Genomic DNA, 17,508 nt, shown 5'->3' with positions numbered 1-17,508 from the left:
GGATATTTAAAAAAATACTCCGATTACCGGTTTATTGCCCATCCTATGCTGAAAAACTACTTTAAAATTGCCATCCGCCATTTTTTTCGGCATAAAACGTACTCCAGTATTAACCTGTTAGGCTTGAGTATGGCGGTAACGTGTTGTTTGTTAATTGGCTTATTTATCCGGCACGAATGGAGTTACGATGATTTTCACGCCAAAGTCGATCGCCTGTACCGGCCTTGGATCAGTGAAGTTTACCAGAACGAACCCATGGTTAACACCGTTACGCCTTACCCGCTGGGACCCGCTCTGGTAGCAAATTATCCGGAAGTAGAAAAAATGACCCGGGTAGTGAGCATAGAGGGTAAAGTACAAACCGGAGGTGAAATTTTTAACGAACGCCTGCACTTGGTGGAGCCCGATTTCTTCCCGATGTTCGACTTCCGGATGGTGCAGCAAAGTAGCGCAACACCGCTGGCGGAGGTAAACAGCGTAATAGTTACAAAAGCCATGGCTACCAAATACTTCGGCCAGGCAAATCCGGTAGGCAAACTTATAAAAATACAGCTCGATTCTGCAGTGCAAGCCTTTACGGTAACGGGGGTTGCCCAAACCGTACCGGTCAATTCCAGCATTCAGTTCGATTTTTTATTGTCTTTTGCCCATATCAAGCGCCTCCGCAGCGAAAATTTTTTAAAACATTGGCAGCAAGTTGACGGCGAAACGTACGTGTTGTTGCGCCCCGGTACCAACGCGGCCCAACTGGAAGCCAAGTTTCCCGCCATGGTTAAAGCCGCCCTCGGCGAAAAATACCAACCCGGCGCTTACGCGGTGCATTTGCAGCCTATCCGGAATATTCACCTCAACAACACGTTGCCCGAAGGAATGGAGCCGATCAGCAATCCGGCTTATTCGTATATTCTGGGTACCATTGCCGGCTTTATCTTACTCATTGCCTGCATTAATTTCATGACGCTGTCGATAGGTCGCTCGGCTGGCCGCGCCCGCGAGGTAGGGGTGCGTAAAGTAATGGGTGCCATCCGGAGCCAGTTGATTCAGCAGTTCTGGGGCGAAGCCTTGTTCTTAACGGTGCTGGCGGTTTTTACCGGATTTGTACTGGCTATGCTGTTATTGCCGGTATTTAATCAGTTAGCCGATAAAAATTTAAAATTTTCTTTTGATGCCGGTACCATGGGTCTGCTGGGCGTATTAGTGGTGGTAGTGGGCTTAGTAGCCGGCAGTTATCCGGCATTGGTACTTTCTAATTTCAGGCCGGTAGAAGTATTAAAAGGCAAATTAACTATTACCGGCGACCAAAGCTTTTTTCGCCGGAGCCTGGTAATTGTGCAGTTTGCATTATCGGTTTTTTTAATAGTCGGCACTCTGGTAATGAACCAGCAAATGCATTTTCTGCAAAGTAAGCCCTTGGGTTACCAAACTAAGCGCATAGTAGTCATTCCGGCTACGCAGAGCGGCGAAGCGGGCCAGGCCCAAATTGCCCGTTTTCGCGAAGCTATTCAGAGCCGGCCGGAAGTGGCCGAAGTGGCTGCTTCGGCGTTTGCGTTTGGCAGCGGTCCTTGGGCTGGGGTAGGTTACACCGATCCTAAAAAAGTTTACCGCGAATTTGCCCAGAATAACATCGACGCGCATTTTATTCCGGCTTACGGTATTCGGTTAAAGGTAGGCCGCAACTTCCAGGAAAATAATACCGCCGATAAATCGCAGTCTATTATTGTAAACGAGGCTCTGGTAAAAGAATACGGTTGGCAAGACCCGCTAAACGCACATTTGCCGGGCAAATTTCCGGCGCACCGCATAATTGGCGTAGTAGAAAATTTTAATTTTGAATCGCTGCACACGCCCGTAAAACCTTTGGTGCTGGTCATGCAACCCGACTCGTTGTACCGGGGTATCGAAAATTTAATGTTTTCTTCGTCGCCGCAACCCGATATTTCGGTACGCCTCCAGACCGGTAATTTAACCGAGCAAGTAGCTTTGCTGGAAAAAACCTGGAAAAGCCTTTCACCCAACGAGCCCTTTGCGTACACTTTCCTGGATGAGAACCTGGCAAACCAATACCGCCAGGAACAGCGCTTAGGAAAAATGGTGAATATTGCTTCGGCGCTTTCTATTTTTATTTCTTGTCTGGGCTTATTTGGTTTAACTACCCTGGCCGTGGCGCGCCGCACCAAAGAAATTGGGGTGCGCAAAGTATTAGGCGCATCGGTAACGAATATTGTAGCCCTGTTATCCAAAGATTTTGTGGGTTTGGTGGTAATAGCTAACGTGGTGGCCTGGCCGCTGGCCTGGTACAGCATCCATCAATGGTTACAGGATTTTGCCTACCAAGTGCCCGTGAGCTGGTGGATTTTTGGCCTGGCCGGTGTGGCCACGTTGGTAATTGCCTTGGTTACTATTTCGTTCCACGCAGTTCGGGCCGCTTTGGCAAACCCGGTGCAAGCACTCCGCAGGGAGTAAATTCCTGGTTATTTTAAATTTAAATACGCGGGCAAACAAGATTACAAATTCTGTTCAGCATCTTTTTAAAATTATAGGAGTGAGATACTTCTGTAAAGCATCCGTACGCGTATTTTTAAAATTACGCTTACTAGCAAACAAGAACCGCCGGGGTACGCAGAACATGTAAGTGTTTTCCGGTGGTTTTTGTGCTGTTATTTCAAGGAAAACGTTTTACCCGCATCGCTTTTTTTCACCACCAGAAAAGGTTTTTCTTTATCAATCCGTTGGCCGGACATAACGGTGGCTACCTGCTCGTTAGAGGCTAAGTACAATTTAGTGCCTTCCTCAAAAGTAAATGCTTGTTCTTTGCCCGGCATAAAGTATTGACTAACGGCTGTATTCCCCGCTTCGGAAGGCGCATATGAGATAAGATTAAACTTTTTAGGAAGTAAAGCCGTGTTTTTGAGGTAAATTACCACCGGGGCCAGAGTAGTTTTTTGGGCGTACAAATCAGTTGCCAGTAGCAGGCAGCCAGCAAATAAAACAGTTTTTAAGAATTTAGTTGTCATAACAGGGTTACCAAGAGCGTTGATGCTAACAAATTTTAAAATTTTAATTTCTGCAATCGCCGCAAATGATGTTTTGAGACCAGAAAATAAGGTAGTAAAACCTTACAATAAACGTAAAATCCAGCGCCACCTTACTTAAAAAGTGTTTCCTTTTAAACGCCTGATTGCTCAGGTAAGCCCTGCCCGTAATTTTACATACTCCTGCGGAATTTGGCCAGTATATTTTTTAAAAGCCCGGTTAAAAGTAGCTTTAGAATTAAAACCACATTCGTAAGCAATGGCCAACAGGGTATGGGTTTTATGCTGACCGGCCTGTAAGCAACGTTGTACTGCCCGAACACGGTAGTGATTCACAAAATCGTTGAAGTTCATCCCAAAACCTTGGTTTATAACTTTAGATACAAAAGCGGGATTACTGTGTACTTGTTTGGCTAATTGCGTTAACGAAAGCTCCGGGTTGGTATACAAGTTTTCGGTTTCCATTAAAGTTAAAATTTTCTCCTTCCAAGGTTCTATGGCCGGATCAAGTGGTAAGGCGGTAGTCCGAGAGCCAGGGGTTGTAATGGCTATTTCTACTTTCACTGCCTCTTCCGCATCATTTTGATGGAACGGTACCAAAGGGTTAGGCGTAAGCCATAAAGTAGGTGGGGCCGTAAACAAATTAGGAGTAAACGCAATGGTAGTTTTAATAGAATTCGCGTAACCCGTAATAGCAATGTAATACAGAATCAGGGCAAAAGAAAAGTAATACCACCACGAGCCAACATACGAATTAGCCTCCGGAAACAGTGCTGTAAGCAAGTAAAAAAATAATTGCAGGCCCAAAATAAACAAAAAAGCCACCAAGAAATTCTTCATCCAGCTAAAAGACAAGGTATCGGCGTAGCTCACTACTTGTGCCATTAGTTTTTTGTACACAACATAGTAGCGCAACGAAGCAAAGAAATAAATGGTGATGGACGTAAAGCCGGTTATCTGGTACCAGAAATCAAAGTCGCGGTCCAGGCCATCCTGTAGAAAATAATATTTTTTTAAAAAAATCTTATCCGCTACTACCATTACCACGCCATACCCGAGGTAGCACCAACCCGGCAGCAAATGAAGCCACTGGTGTTTGCCAAAACGAAACAAAGGGTTAAGCAAACTTTGCACGTAGATAAACAAGACGGGCCCCAGCAAATACAGCTGTTGAAGAGGCGTATATAATAAAAAATCCCGGTAAGTCTGCTGGTCATACCAGCCGGCAAAACCCAGCATCCAGGGAGCTATATATAAGATGCCCAATAACAAAAATAAGCTCAACCACTTATCGGCGGCATTTTTTTTAACCAGGCTTTTTCGGTATAATAAAATTGCATATACCAAGCCGTGCACAAAAAATACCAGCAGTAACGAAGAGTAAAAGTTAAACTCAAAATGCATGATAATGCTTTTTTTAAAAAGGTTACCTTGCTACGGGCAAACAATCCGCAGCATAAAGAAGGCGCTTTAATTAGCAAACCAACTAATAAGTTTATAGGTGCAGTTAAATTTATTTAAGCGAACAAGGAAGCTGGTACTAGGTTTATTAGGCATTTAAAATAAGGGCTCCGGTTACGTTCATCAATTTTTAAAGAGGTTAGTAACCGTTTCTCTGGCACGCTAAAAGAGAAATGCCGCGCTGCCCGCCACTCTGACCAGGGTACTAATTTATAAAAATTATTTACTTATCGAGCTAATTTCCTGCGCTGGATAAAGCAGATAAATGTTGTTCTAAAAGCGAACGAGAGTTGTATCAAAACCGGACAATTGAGAAGAAGTAAGTGGTTTATTTCGCTGATTTTTAATTATATACGTTTCTGGCATTTTTCTTCCTTGTTTTCCGGTAACAGGTAGCGGCGAATTAAGTAAGAACAGAACTATCGGTGGTGGGATTACCCGGTTTCGGGGCGGGGCGGGGGCTCTAATCGCTACAGTTTTCTTTTTAATTTATGAAAGTTTGTTAGATTAAATCTGAGTAGTGGTGGTAGTCGAATAAGTCTGTTTAAGGTATTTTCAACTTAAGTATCAGTAATCTTATAAATCTTAATCCAGCTAGCATGTTCCGCAATAACTTTAAAATAGCCCTTCGCAATTTCTGGAAGTACCCCGCTTTTTCGGCGATTAATATACTGGGTTTAGCCATTGGCGTTAGTGCCTGTTTAATTATCTACTTGCTCGTGCGGTTTGAATTAAGTTACGATACCTTCCACGCGGACCGGAACCGGATTTACCGGGTAGTATCGCAAACAGGTTTTGCCGGTGAAATTTTTAAAAATTGCGGGGTGTCGGGGGCCTTACCAAACGCTATGCAACAAGAAATAACCGGACTGGCGAGCGTCGCCCCTTTTCACCTATTTTATGCGCAGCAAGTGCATATTCCCGAAGCCAAAGGAAAAATGAAAAAGTTGGATCTTAGCGCCACTGATTATCACCCCGCCAAGGCTAATTACATACTCGTCAATCCGCAGTATTTTGCTGTTTTTAAATACGAATGGCTCGCCGGTAATGCGCAAACCGCACTGCACGAGCCATATAAAGTCGTATTATCCGAGAAACAAGCAAGTAAATATTTTGGTAACCAAAAGCCGGTGAATTACCTGGGCAAAATCCTCACCTACCTGGATGGGGAAGATACCTTAACGGTAACAGTGGCGGGGGTAGTGCGCGATTTTCAGCAAAACACCGACTTCCATTTTACTGATTTTATTTCGCTGGCGAGTGCCCAAAGTCCGGACTGGGAAAATAAGCTAGGACTAAAAGAATGGGGCGGTACCAGTTCTTCTTCGCAATTATTAATAAAACTAACTCCGAACACCACTCCGGCCCAAATAGCAAAACAGTTTCCTGGTTTAATTGACCGGCACATACCAAAAGATGGATATAATAACAATCGTTCTTTTTTACTGCAGCCCCTCGCGGATATTCACTTTAACGCCGACTACGGCAGTGATTTTGTGCGACTGGCGCACCGCCCTACACTTTACGCGCTTATGGGAGTAGCGGTTTTTTTGCTGCTCATGGCAGGCATTAATTTTATTAATCTGGCTACATCGCAATCGGTGCAACGAACCAAGGAAATAGGCGTGCGCAAAGTATTAGGTAGTAGCCGGTATAGCCTGATTACACAATTTCTGAGCGAAACTTTTGTGTTAGCCCTAGTTGCCGTATTATTGGCGGTACTGCTTACCAATCCCCTCCTGGCCGTATTCCGGTCATTTTTGCCGCCGGGCATTCACTTGCCCCTATTTAGCCCTGCAGTGTTATTGTTTCTAGTTGGTCTTACCATTATAACTACCCTGTTAGCTGGTTTCTATCCGGCCTTGGTTTTATCGGCAGCGGCCCCTATTCAATCGCTGAAAGGGCAAATCTCCTCTACGACTACCCGCAAAGCGTACCTCCGCAAAACCTTGATTGTGTTTCAGTTTACGCTTTCGCAGGCCTTTATTTTGGGGGCTTTGGTAGTAGGAGCGCAAATTAATTTTATGCGCAGCCAGGATATGGGTTTTAAACAAGACGAAATTGTAACCTTTGAGCTGGATTGGCGCGATAAAACCCAAAATAAGTTTGTGCTGTTAAACAAAATCCGGCAAATGCCCGAAGTGGCGCAGGTTAGTTTAAGTAACTCTACCCCCGCTCGCAGTGGTACCAACACCATGGTCTTTAAATACCACGCTGGTAAAGAAGAGATCAGCTGGAACGTGCATAATAAGTCCGGCGACGAAAATTTTATTAACTTGTACGGTATTAAGCTGCTGGCCGGGCGTAACATCTTTCCCAGCGACACTTTACGGGAAATATTAATTAATGAAACCTACGCCAAAGCCATTGGTTTTAAGCAAGTCAACGAAGCGGTAGGGCACTATGCCATGCTGGACAATAAAAAACTGCCTATTGTAGGCGTAGTGGCCGATTTTCACGTGCAGTCCTTACATAAGTCTATCGAGCCTGTATTCATCGGCGCCGAAAATAAATTTGCTCGTACTATTAGCCTGAAGCTGGCTACCCGTGGCAAACAAGCCGCGGAAGTGAAAGCGACGCTGGCAAAGCTGGAAAAAGAGTACCAGGCACTTTACCCTGAACAAAAATTTAATTACGCTTTCTTCGACGAAACTATCGCCCATTTTTACGACAACGAGCAAAAAATGGCAACTATCGTTCGCCTGGCTACCGACTTAGCCATTTTTATTGCTTGCCTGGGTTTAATTGGTTTAGTAGCTTTTACGGTTACGCAACGCACCAAAGAAATAGGTATCCGCAAAGTATTGGGCGCTTCGGTCACCCACATTGTGGCATTGCTTTCCCGCGATTTTTTAAAATTAGTAGTGCTGGCCAATGTTGTAGCCTGGCCTTTGGCGGGTTGGGCCATGCACCGGTGGTTGCAGGATTTTGCGTACCGGGTGCCGCTTTCGGCAGGGCTCTTTATTCTGGCCGGGATTTCTGCTATTTCAATTGCTTTACTGGCAGTGAGTTTTCAGGCTATTAAAGCGGCTGTGGCTAATCCGGTAAAGAGCCTGCGCACCGAGTAGTTTTCTGATGGTAAGTAAATTCCCTTTCCGGCAAATAATGCTTTAGCTCATGAAGAAAAGATTTGTTCGTTTACCGTTAAAAATGCAAAAATTTAAAAAATGGATGATTCTATGCTTAAGCCTGGTTTTCACCGGGCAATCCTGGAGCAGTGTGGCGCAACAGGGAGGTAGTCAGCAAAGTTTGTTAATTGCTAAGCTAAACCAAACCATTCCGCAACTACTCGATAGTGCTTCTATTCCGGGGTTAGCTATATCGGTAATCAGAGATGGCAAAATGGCCTACACGCAGGTTTATGGCGTAAAAAGCATTGAAACCAAAGAAAAAATGGCGATTAATACTGTTTTTGAAGCGGCCTCTCTGAGTAAACCGGTTTTTGCCTACGCCTGCCTGCAGTTAGTGGATCAAGGATTGCTAAACCTGGATAAGCCGCTGTATACCTACTTGCCTTACCCGGATATCGAAAGGGATGCCCGCTATAAAAAAATTACGGCCCGCATGGTATTGAGCCATACTAGCGGCTTTCCGAATTGGCGCAACAACGATTCACTGCGGATTAATTTTGAACCCGGCCAAAAGTTTAGTTACTCCGGCGAAGGCTACGTGTATCTGCAAAAAGTAGTAGAGAAAATAACGGGCAAACCCTTAAACGATTTTATAACCGAGAAAGTATTCCGGCCGCTCGGCATGCCGAACAGCAGTTATGTCTGGCGGCCCGATTTTGATACGAAAGCCGCCACTCCGCACGATGGTTTTAGCAATCCTTTGCCGAAAAACAAACCAACTGCTGCCAATGCTGCTGCTTCGTTACACACCACCGCTCCCGATTATACCGCGTTTATTACGGCCGTGTTAAACGGAACCGGCCTGAAAAAGCAAACTCTAGCAGCCATGCTCACACCGCAAATTCAGGTGCCGGAAGAAAGAACCAATGCCGCGGCAGCATTATCCAAAAAAGTCGCCTGGGGGCTAGGAATAGGTTTGCAGGAAGTTTCCGGTGATAAAGCTTTCTGGCATTGGGGCGATAATTACAGTTTCCGGTGTTACGTACTGGCTTACCCGAAAGAAAAAATGGGCGTAGTGTATTTTACCAACAGCAATAATGGTTTAAGCGTTGCTAACCGAATAGTACACTTGGTAACTAACCGCGAGCAGCCGGCTATTGGTTTTATTGATTACCAACCGTATACCAACCCTGGCTTTTTGTTCCGGCAGAATATTCCCAAACAAGGCGTAACCGCCGCCATAAAACCTTTCTTAAAATCCGATCATAAACCGGATATTGCCGAAGACGAGATGAACAGTATTGGTTACCAACTCTTGCGCAGCGGCAAAGTAGCCGAAGGCAAAGAAGTGCTGCAGTTAAACCTGGAAGCGTATCCGCAATCGGCGAATGTATACGATAGCTATGCGTATGCCTGCCTGTTAAACGGTGAAAAAGAAACGGCTGCCCAAAATTACTTAAAGGCTTATACCCTGGACCCAAAGAACAAAGAAGCTAAACTAGTGGCCGATCAGCTTACCGCCGCTAAAGTACCAAAGGGTAACGCAGAATTTAAATTAAAAGGTTATAGTAACGCCAAACTTGTAACACTGGCCGGCAGTTTTAACAACTGGAATGCGTACCGTAATTTCTTTGTAAAACAAGGCGACGAATGGGTCTGCCGCCTGGATTTAACGCCCGGAAAATACTCGTACAAAATAGTAATAGACGGCGATTGGGTGTTAGATCCGGGCAACCCCGAAATTGCGGAAGAAAATGGGTACAAAAATTCGGTGGTAGTAGTGAAATAAACTTTTTGGCGGTTTTATTCTGCTGCTGCAGCAAGGTAAAACTGCTTTTCCGAAACCCGCTCCGGCTGATTCGGAAACGAACAACAGATTGTACCGGAACCGGACATTTTTTTTAAATATTGCGCTCAATCTGGCGTATAAAACGTTGAAAAATAATAACTTAAGTAATTGGCATTGTTCTTACTGCATTTTCAATATCTATTTTCGGCGAAATAATATTTACTCCGGATAGTAAATCCTGACTAGTAATTCTAAAACCATTCACTATGTTCCGGCATATCCTACTATTAGCCTATCGCAGCTTTCTCCGGTTTAAAAGTACGTTTCTTATAAACCTAATGGGCTTGTCTACGGGCCTGGCTTGTACTTTATTTATTTACCTCTGGGTAAACGATGAACTACACGTGGATAAATTTCACGCGAAAGACGAAAGACTATTTAGGGTGATGGAACGCCGGCAAAACGCGAATGACATTATCGTGAGTGAAATGACTTCCGGCCCGGTAGCACAAGCTTTGGCGGAAGAAATGCCGGAAGTGGAATTTGCGGCGGCGGTGATGCATTATTCGTGGTTTCCCAAATTTACTCTTTCTATCGGCGAAGAAGATCGCCAAGCTTTTAAGGGAACCGGCCAATTTGCCAGCCCGGACTTTTTCCAGGTTTTTTCCTATAATCTTATTCAGGGGCAGGCCAAAGACGTGTTGCGCGATAAAAACGCCATTGTGCTATCGGAACAACTGGCGCAAAAATTATTTCGCACGACGCAAAATGTGGTGGGCAAAACCATGGTCTGGAAAGTGGGACCTTTACAAAAGCCCGTAATCGTTACAGGTATTTTTAAAAATGTTCCAACTAATTCTTCCGAACAGTTCGATTTTTTGCTGTCTTTTGAAGCCTGGAAAGACATCAATCCCGGTGTTTTAGAATGGGGAAACAATGGCACGCATACCTACGCGGTTTTAAAAGCCGGCGCAAACCCGAAACAGTTTAATAATAAAATTGCGAACCTGTTAGCCCGCAAAGTGGGCAGTACTAATCGGCAGTTGTTGCTGAAACCTTATTCGCAGAAGTATTTATATGGCCACTACGAAAACGGAGTACAAACGGGCGGCAGAATCGTGTACGTGAAGCTTTTTTCGGTTATTGCCTTGTTTATTCTTTTAATTGCCTGCATTAATTTCATGAACCTTTCTACGGCCAAAGCCAGCAGCCGCACCAAAGAAATAGGCGTAAAGAAAGTAATGGGCGCTTCCCGCAGCACGCTTATCTGGCAATACCTGAGCGAGTCGCTGCTCATGGCGTTTGTATCGTTGGGGGTAGCCCTCCTGCTGGTGGTTTTATTATTGCCGGCTTTTAACCAGATTACCGGCAAACAGTTAACCCTTACTCCAGACCTTTCCTTTATCTTGGCCATCCTGACGGTTACTTTGTGCACCGGCTTGATTGCCGGCAGTTATCCCGCTTTATATCTATCCGGGTTTAATCCGGTTGCGGTATTAAAGGGAAAGTTGCAAACCGTTTTGGGGGAAGTGTTAATTCGCAAAGGATTAGTGGTGTTTCAGTTTGCCTTATCGGTAATTTTAATGGTAGCGGTATGGGTGGTGTACCAGCAAATTGGGTATATTCAAACCAAACAATTGGGCTACGACAAAAACAATATTATTTATTTCGACCGGCAGGGCAAACTCTACGAAAACCAGGACGCATTTCTGGCCGCGGTAAAAAATACGCCGGGCGTGGTAAATGCCTCCAGCATTAGCAGCAGTATTATTGGCAGCCACAATACCACGGGTGGTCTGGACTGGGAAGGAAAAGATCCGAATGAAAGTATTGATTTTGAATTAGTAAGCGTGAATTACGACCTGCTGCAAACGCTGGGTATTCAAATGGCTGCCGGACGGGCCTTTTCCAAAAATTTTGCTACCGATAACACCAAAATTATTTTTAACGAGGCGGCCGTTACCGCCATGGGTTTAAAAGATCCGGTAGGTAAACATATTAACCTGTGGGGTACCGATCGGGAAATTGTGGGCGTAGCGAAAAATTTTCATTTTGAATCGCTGCACGAAAACGTAAAGCCCTTGTTTTTTGTATTAGACCCTCCGCGCACCAATACCATTATGGTTAAGATCGGGGCGGGGCAAACCAAAGAAGTGATCAGCGAGGTGCGCCGCCTGCACGAGGCCTTTAATCCTAGCTTTGCTTTTGACTATAAATTCTTGGATCAGGATTTTCAAGCCCTTTACGTAGCCGAACAACGGGTGGCCGTCCTTTCCCAGTATTTTGCCGGGTTTGCCATTCTTATTTCCTGCCTGGGGCTGTTTGGTTTAGCCGCTTTCACCGCCGAACGCCGGCGCAAGGAAATTGGCGTACGCAAAGTGTTAGGGGCCAGCCGGTTTAGTATTGTGTATTTGTTATCCAGCGATTTTACCAAACTGGTAGTGGTGGCTATTTGTATTGCGTTGCCGCTGAGTTACCTGGTAGTAAACAATTGGCTCAATAATTTTGAATTCCGGATAGATTTAGAGTGGTGGTATTTTGCGGGAGCCGGACTGGCGGCCTTACTCGTGGCCTGGCTTACCGTGAGCAGCCAAGCCATTAAAGCCGCTTCGGTGAACCCTGCCCAGAGTTTGAAGGATGAATAGACAAATTTTTAAATTTTTCGCGCTGGAGTAATGTAAATTTTTAAAAAACCGCTCCATTACTTCTAAGTACTTGGGCAAAATTAAACAGATGCACAGGTTCGACTAAGTAGTTTATTTTTAAGATACTAACAATCGAACAACGAACAACTAATAACGACCAACTACTTATAAACCGGTTCCCACACATTTTAAATTTTTTACCTGATTTTTTTAAATTTTTTGTAATGTTTGGCTTACCTGCTCGTCTTTATTATTGACTCCCGTTGCGGCTGGCATTTTTTGCGGCAGATCTTGCATTCGAGACTACCAAATACCATTCGAGGCTTTGCAACAAACGGGCACGCTGCCACATTCCGCTTAAATCAGCAGGCAACCAGAGGCGGGTTTTCAGAATCTACAGATAAAACAAGCTACTAACCGCACAAGAATTCAAAAATTTAAAAACTAAGAACTAAACTATGAAAACGTATTTATCCCTATTATTAATTGGCCTTGGTTTTACGGCAAACGCTCAAATCAAAGCTGGGCAAGAGCCTTACCTTACCAAATCGCTGACCAGCGAATCCATTAAAAGTGTGGAGGTAAAAACCTCCGGTGGCAGCATTGCCGTAACGGGCGGCAGTAATGCCGATGCCCGCGTAGAAGTGTACGTAAACCAGAATAATAACCGTTCCGGCGAAACGCTTACCAAAGAAGAAATTCAACAACGGATAACCGCCGATTACGAACTTACGGTTACGGCCAGCAACGGAAAGCTCATTGCCCGGGCCCGGCCCAAGGAAAGAGATATGGATTGGAAACGCGGCCTCAATATTTCGTTTCGGGTATTTGTACCGCAAAAAATTTCGACGGATCTATCTACCAGTGGCGGTAGTATTCAGTTAGCGAATATTGCGGGCGAGCAGCACTTTACCACCAGCGGCGGCGATTTAAACATCGACCGGGTAAGCGGCCGCACCAAAGGCAGTACTTCCGGCGGCAGCATTCATCTGAAGAACTCGAAAGATAACATTGATTTAACTACCAGCGGCGGCGACATAGAAGCTACCGATTGTACCGGTGACCTACGGTTGGTTACCTCGGGGGCTCTTTGCGCTTAACTAATTTAAATGGCGTTATAGAAGCCCATACTTCCGGGGGCGATGTAGATGGCAAAAACGTTTCCGGGGAGTTAAGTGCCCGTACGTCCGGCGGCGATATTGACCTGCGCGACATGGCCTGCACTTTGGAAACAGCTACGAGCGGCGGCAACTTAGAGGTAGCCATTAAACAACCCGGTAAATACGTGCGGCTGAGTAACTCGGGCGGCGATATTACCCTGCATCTACCTAAAAACATTGCTGCGGACCTGGATTTACAAGCCGACCAGGTAAATGTAGGCAAGCTCGCTGCGTTTAACGGCACCATCCAAAAAGACGAAGTCCGCGGTAAATTAAACGGGGGCGGTGTCCGGATAAGTGCCGACGCGGGCAGCGGTAATGTGTCGTTATCGGTGCGGTAAATGCCTTAAAGCGTTAGTGCCGGGGAAGGCTTCTCCGGAATTCAAAAATTTAAAAAAAGCTTGCAAACAGATAATCAATAAGCGTTATCTGTTTGCAAGCTTTTTTTAAATTTTCGATTCGCCCGGTATAATTAGCTGAAGGTCAAACGAATCAGGAGCAAGAGATTTATTTTTGCAGCTTGATGGTTCGGTGTGCTACCCCCGACTTGGTAACGAAGCGGCTGACATAAAATCCATCGGGTAAATGGCTTCCGTCCAGTTCAAACTCGTATTGCTTGCCTGCTTCCAGGTTGCCGTTAAACAAGGTGGTAACCGGTTCGCCGTTTAGATTGTAAATAATGAGGGAAGCATTACCTGTTGCCGCAGCTTTTAATTGAATTTTGGCTTTCCCGGCAAACGGATTCGGAAATACAGTGAAAGCCTGATCAGCAGCCAAATCTATTGGCAGGTTGGTTGCCCCAAAAGTAATGGTTTTGCTATCGCCGGCTTTGCCCTTTGCCAAAGCATTGGGGTAAGTAGTGGCCGATAATATATACAAGCTATTGGTGAAATTAAGGCCGCCTCCGGAGGTACCCGTTAAATCGTACGGGCGGCGGTTTTCAATGGTAACAATACCATTTAAATTAAACTGAACACTGCCCACTTCGGCCGGACTGGTAATGGCCCTGATGTTGAGCTTTTCAGGCAAGGCTGGTAAATACAAAATATCTCCGGTTTCTAAAGTCTGGATTACTTTGCCATTCGCCACGTTGATTAACTCAAATCGCAGAATTTTTTCTTCTACTACTTTAAAATGAATGGTTAAGGGAATACCCGCTTCTCCTGCGCCTTGCGCTTGGGTGTACGGCGTGGCGGTTAGCGTGTAATCGCCGGGGGTTAATTCAAAGCTATCCGTAGAGTTGGGATAATCGTAAGGCGCTTTATTCTCCGTAATTTTCTGACCATTTAACTCTAAAATAACACTGCCCACCTTCATGGGTCCGGTTTGAGCCCGAAAACGCACTTTTGCCGTAGCCAGTCGGGTAAGGTTAATAACGGATCCTTCGCTAAGTGTTTGCAGTTCTTGACTATTACTGGCGTTAAGCATAACCAAAGACCGGGTACCGGGTTTGGCCACGGCACCTACCGATTTAAAAGCATTTAAAAAGCCATAACCGGTATTAAAATCAAAGCCAGGATCCTCCATGTCCAGCGCCGTTTCTTGCATTACTTTTAAAATTTGGTCGCGACTTAAAGTCAGGCCAGCGGATTCCTGCATCAACGCAGCTACTGCGGCAGCGTGAGGAGCCGCCGCCGAGGTGCCAAAAAAGTAATATTTCCCTTGCACCGCTTGGCCGAAGAAAGTGGTATTTACGCCATCCGGCCCCATAATTTCGGGTTTCCGGCGTACCACTTCTTTTATCCGCTTACCCGCACCATCAAACAAAATAGGAGTACCCCCCGCCGAGGAAAATTCTTCGCGCGCTGGTTTGGAAGTTCCGTAAGCCGGGGTATAGCCCCAGAAAACTGCCCCGGTGCTCACGGCGCCGGCCGCATTGCTATGGCCCGAAATGGTGGAGCTATTTGTTTCGTGTTCCGTCGGCTCTCCGTTGGCGAAATCTATCCATTTAATGTAAGTAGGATCGGGGCCACTGTACTTCACAATCGCAATTTCAATTTCGGCCGTGTCGGTAGGGTCGGTGCTGATCCCCAGGAATTCGAACGGATCATTGCCCACGTTTTTTTCTAAAGAAGAAAAATCCGGCAGCAGCTCTCCTTTATAAAAAACCAATACATCTAAGTCGGTTTGGGCGCCCGGTAAGCCACTCACCGAAAAGAAAGGATCGTCCCATTGTAAAGGCAGGGCAATGCCGCCGCCTGGGGGTAATGTAATGCTCTGGGTAATATCACCGTTCCCAAAATCGTGCGCTACGCCGTAATTAATGCCATTTACTATTACGTTTTTACCGGAATTTTTAAATTTTGCCTGGTACGATTGCCGGCCACGGTTGCCCGCGGAACTAAAGTAACCAACATTTTTTTTAGTTACTTCATTCACGGCCTGCGCAATAATACCGTCCTGGAACATGGGTTCGTTCAGGTAGCTAACATCGTCGGTGATGATATTACAGCCGGCTTTTTGCAAATCCAGAATGCCCTGGGCAAAATTGGCCTGCCCGCCAATTGCTGTATGAAAGGCCAACGTAGCGGCGGGGGCCACATCATGAATAATTTCCAGCATGGCCCGGCCTTCGTCTATTCCGCCAAAAGCAGGGGCATCTTCCAGCACCTGCACGGGAGTGGTATAGCCATTGGGGTTGCCTTTACCCGGCAAATCGCCGGATTTAACTCCTTTTTCGGCCCCGTTCTCGAGATTGTAACTGTCAGATAATACCCCGATTTTGCTGCCTTTGCCTTTTAAAACCTGCGATTTCCGCACCGAATCAGCGAACATGGCCGCGTCGCCCTGGCTGGTAATCTCGCCCACTTTAATAATAGGCTTGTACGCGGGCCGGGCAAAATGCAGGTTAGGTAAAGCGGCTACTTTGTTTAACGTACTAATAGGCATTAATCCGGATACCATGCGGCCATAAGCCGCCGCGTGGGTCATGCCTAACGCTTTTAATTCCGAGAGCAACTTAGCGGTTTGGTTTGGTTCCGCGATGGCTTCTATTACCACGTAATCGCCCTCTATTTGCAAGGGACTTTTCTTGCGAAGACCACCTGAACTTAGTTTTTGAATTTGGCTGGTACCTGCTTTTTGGTTCAAGTGCAGTTCGGCTAATTCGGTTCCGATCTTTGCTAAAGGATGAGCGGCATCCATTTTATAACTGGGTTTATTTTGCGCCTGCGTGCGCTCGGCTAAACCAGGCAGGAGAAACAACCAACAAATAAGGGTAACAATAAAAAATTTGTTTTGGGAAAAGTAGAGCATAGCTACTGGGTTAAAAGGTTGATATACACACAATCACAGATTCTCCTGGGTTTGGATTAAGTTATAGGGATCTATAATATAATTTGGCCGAGGCAGCTAAGGAGCAGGAATAAAAGCGAAGCGAAGCAGGCTGGAAAATTTTCCCAGCCTGCTGTCAGGAGCCCAAGTTATTACTTGGTTAAAAGCAGTTTATGCTGCTGATGCAGCGGCGGCGTTTGTAATTTTAAAAAAATAGATACCAGCCGGTTTATCAGGGGCATGCCCTTCTGCTTCGTACGTACGGTTAGCTTGCGCTTCACCGGGGAACAAAGTGGTAAGGACTTGTCCTTGGCCGTTATAAACAGTAATAATAGTGGCTTCGGTTTGTGGCAAGGTAAAACACACCTTTACTTTTTCCCGGAAAGAATTAGGATAAACGTGTACCGGGAGTTTCTTGGCCGGAGCAGTTGTTTCGGTAGGGGAAGCTGTTACTTGCCGCATGGCTAAAGCAGGAGCTTTTTCCAGGGCAATCTTAATCAGCCAATAAGCGCTATCGCCTTGGCTATCCTGCCTTTTATCCCCGTTTTTGCCGAAGTATGACCGGCCCGCTAGCAGATAGCCGCCAGCCTGGGTATAAATACTGGCCCGGAGTTCTTCGTCTATCGTGCCGCCGAAGGTTTTATCCCAAACTTTAGCGTCATTGGCATCTGGTTTCAAAAACCAAAATTCTTTGCCGCCCCTGCTGGCTGCCGTTTTATCTGCACCAGCCGGTGAGTTGCCTTGACCCGAGATAAAATACGCATTACCGCTCCGGCCCAAAGAGTAAGCTCCGTCTTGGTCGCTGCCGCCGTAGGTTTTATCCCAGAGTTTATTGTTGTTTTTATCCACGCTGATTAGCCAGAAGTCGCTGCCACCCCGGTTCCCTTCGCTCTTGTCGCCACTTTGGCCTGATAAAGAAGTACCTCCGAGTAAGAAGCCCTTATTAGCCGTAGTTACGATTCCGGTTAAGGTTTCGTTTAAGATGTTTTGAAAAAGAAGATAATGCAAAGGCCAGGAAAACTTTAACCCGCTAACTAATGCCGCTAGTTGTAAAGCAACTCAAAGAATGGCACCTCC

General features: G+C 45.7%; 10 protein-coding genes. 6 read left to right on the top strand and 4 right to left on the bottom strand.

What is annotated here, in order from left to right; genetic code table 11:
- The first annotated feature begins 45 nt into the window (after positions 1 to 45).
- Complete coding sequence (locus AHMF7616_RS20585; protein ID WP_115374598.1) at positions 46 to 2,463, top strand: ABC transporter permease; 2,418 nt, start codon at positions 46 to 48, stop codon at positions 2,461 to 2,463.
- A gap of 194 nt (positions 2,464 to 2,657) precedes the next feature.
- Here AHMF7616_RS20585 and AHMF7616_RS20580 read toward each other — a convergent pair whose 3' ends face one another.
- Entirely contained in the window at positions 2,658 to 3,014 is a 357-nt protein-coding gene (locus AHMF7616_RS20580; protein WP_115374597.1) for a hypothetical protein, read from the bottom strand.
- A 168-nt stretch (positions 3,015 to 3,182) separates the two neighbouring features.
- Positions 3,183 to 4,436, bottom strand: coding sequence for a helix-turn-helix domain-containing protein (locus AHMF7616_RS20575; protein ID WP_115374596.1), 1,254 nt, complete (start codon positions 4,434 to 4,436; stop codon positions 3,183 to 3,185).
- Between the two features lie 656 nt (positions 4,437 to 5,092).
- On the opposite strand from AHMF7616_RS20575, the gene AHMF7616_RS20570 reads away from it, so the two are divergent.
- The 5 genes from AHMF7616_RS20570 to AHMF7616_RS26800 all read left to right on the top strand — a co-directional run bounded on the left by AHMF7616_RS20570 (position 5,093) and on the right by AHMF7616_RS26800 (position 13,499).
- On the top strand, positions 5,093 to 7,561 hold the full coding sequence (locus AHMF7616_RS20570) for an ABC transporter permease (RefSeq protein WP_115374595.1): 2,469 nt from the start codon (positions 5,093 to 5,095) through the stop codon (positions 7,559 to 7,561).
- A 49-nt stretch (positions 7,562 to 7,610) separates the two neighbouring features.
- On the top strand, positions 7,611 to 9,353 hold the full coding sequence (locus AHMF7616_RS20565; protein ID WP_147275742.1) for a serine hydrolase: 1,743 nt from the start codon (positions 7,611 to 7,613) through the stop codon (positions 9,351 to 9,353).
- Positions 9,354 to 9,619: 266 nt separating this feature from the next.
- Positions 9,620 to 11,998, top strand: coding sequence for an ABC transporter permease (locus tag AHMF7616_RS20560; RefSeq protein WP_115374593.1), 2,379 nt, complete (start codon positions 9,620 to 9,622; stop codon positions 11,996 to 11,998).
- 458 nt (positions 11,999 to 12,456) lie between these two features.
- Positions 12,457 to 13,098, top strand: a complete 642-nt coding sequence (locus tag AHMF7616_RS26805; protein ID WP_199474293.1) for a hypothetical protein — start codon at positions 12,457 to 12,459, stop codon at positions 13,096 to 13,098.
- Positions 13,089 to 13,499 (top strand): DUF4097 family beta strand repeat-containing protein, encoded by a 411-nt coding sequence (locus tag AHMF7616_RS26800; protein WP_199474291.1) that lies wholly within the window; start codon positions 13,089 to 13,091, stop codon positions 13,497 to 13,499. Before AHMF7616_RS26805 ends, AHMF7616_RS26800 begins: the two co-directional genes overlap by 10 nt.
- Positions 13,500 to 13,665: 166 nt before the next feature.
- Here AHMF7616_RS26800 and AHMF7616_RS20550 read toward each other — a convergent pair whose 3' ends face one another.
- Both AHMF7616_RS20550 and AHMF7616_RS20545 read right to left on the bottom strand, forming a co-directional pair.
- Positions 13,666 to 16,413, bottom strand: coding sequence for a S8 family serine peptidase (locus AHMF7616_RS20550; RefSeq protein WP_115374592.1), 2,748 nt, complete (start codon positions 16,411 to 16,413; stop codon positions 13,666 to 13,668).
- 189 nt (positions 16,414 to 16,602) lie between these two features.
- Complete coding sequence (locus AHMF7616_RS20545) at positions 16,603 to 17,439, bottom strand: T9SS type A sorting domain-containing protein (RefSeq protein WP_115374591.1); 837 nt, start codon at positions 17,437 to 17,439, stop codon at positions 16,603 to 16,605.
- Positions 17,440 to 17,508 lie beyond the last annotated feature (69 nt).

Source organism: Adhaeribacter pallidiroseus, from assembly GCF_003340495.1.
Lineage (GTDB): Bacteria > Bacteroidota > Bacteroidia > Cytophagales > Hymenobacteraceae > Adhaeribacter > Adhaeribacter pallidiroseus.
Note: the sequence above shows the minus strand (reverse complement) of the source record. Positions and strands in the feature narration are given on the sequence as shown.

Excerpts from the sequence above, each read along its gene's own strand:
- AHMF7616_RS20585 (WP_115374598.1), top strand. The coding sequence starts at position 46 with ATGCTGAAAAACTACTTTAAAATTGCCATCCGCCATTTTTTTCGGCAT.
- AHMF7616_RS20580 (WP_115374597.1), bottom strand. The coding sequence starts at position 3,014 with ATGACAACTAAATTCTTAAAAACTGTTTTATTTGCTGGCTGCCTGCTA.
- AHMF7616_RS20575 (WP_115374596.1), bottom strand. The coding sequence starts at position 4,436 with ATGCATTTTGAGTTTAACTTTTACTCTTCGTTACTGCTGGTATTTTTT.
- AHMF7616_RS20570 (WP_115374595.1), top strand. The coding sequence starts at position 5,093 with ATGTTCCGCAATAACTTTAAAATAGCCCTTCGCAATTTCTGGAAGTAC.
- AHMF7616_RS20565 (WP_147275742.1), top strand. The coding sequence starts at position 7,611 with ATGAAGAAAAGATTTGTTCGTTTACCGTTAAAAATGCAAAAATTTAAA.
- AHMF7616_RS20560 (WP_115374593.1), top strand. The coding sequence starts at position 9,620 with ATGTTCCGGCATATCCTACTATTAGCCTATCGCAGCTTTCTCCGGTTT.
- AHMF7616_RS26805 (WP_199474293.1), top strand. The coding sequence starts at position 12,457 with ATGAAAACGTATTTATCCCTATTATTAATTGGCCTTGGTTTTACGGCA.
- AHMF7616_RS20550 (WP_115374592.1), bottom strand. The coding sequence starts at position 16,413 with ATGCTCTACTTTTCCCAAAACAAATTTTTTATTGTTACCCTTATTTGT.